Source organism: Streptomyces sp. 130, from assembly GCF_007096885.1.
In the GTDB taxonomy this organism is placed as follows: domain Bacteria; phylum Actinomycetota; class Actinomycetes; order Streptomycetales; family Streptomycetaceae; genus Streptomyces.
The window spans coordinates 1-737 of record NZ_VJNO01000117.1 but is presented as its reverse complement, the minus strand read 5'-3'; the positions used below and the strand labels follow the sequence as shown (position 1 = coordinate 737).

Sequence of the window (737 nt, the reverse complement as noted above, 5' to 3'; positions counted from 1 at the left end):
GCGTTGGACGTGGTGGCGCGGGTGGTCGGCGGCCGGCTGGTGGTGGAGTTCGGTTCGGTGCCCGGGGTGTTCTCCGAGGCGACGGTGGAGGGTCTGGTCGCGGCGTTCGTGTCGGGGCTCGAGGAGTTCCTGGCGCTGTGCGGGGAGCCGGGGGCGGGTGGTTGCTCTCCGTCGGACTTCCCGTTGGTGGCGTTGGACCAGGCGGGTGTGGACCGGGTGGCGGGTGACGGCAGTGGTGTGGAGGACGTGCTGCCGTTGCTGCCGATGCAGTCCGGGATGCTCTTCCACGCCTTGATGGGTTCGGGTGCTCCGGCGTACTTCGAGCAGTTGATGTTCACGGTCGACGGTGTCGCCGATGTCGGGGGGTTCGCAGCGGCGTGGCAGCGAGTCGTGGACGCGGTGCAGGCGCTGCGCGTGGGAGTGGTGTGGGAGGGGGTCGCGGAGCCGGTGCGTGTGGTGCGCCGCTCGGTGACGCTGCCGACGGAGACGTTCGACTGGCGTGGCATCGCGGACCTCGATGCCCGGTGGGACGCGCTCGTGGCCGCCGACCGGGAGCGCGGTCTGGACCTGCGTCAGGTGCCGCTGGCCCGGCTCACCCTCGCCCGCGTGGACGAGGAGCGGATACGCGTCCTGTTCACCTTCCACCACATGCTGCTCGACGGGTGGAGCCTGGCCCGGGTCCTCTCCCTCGTCCTGGACCACCACACCGCGCACCAGCACGGCACCCCGCCCCCCAC

General features: G+C 71.6%; 1 protein-coding gene. It reads left to right on the top strand.

Annotated elements, in window-relative coordinates; all coding sequences use genetic code 11:
* Window positions 1-737 (top strand): condensation domain-containing protein (locus FKN01_RS32260; RefSeq protein WP_143626188.1); only part of this gene is annotated, 737 nt, incomplete at both ends.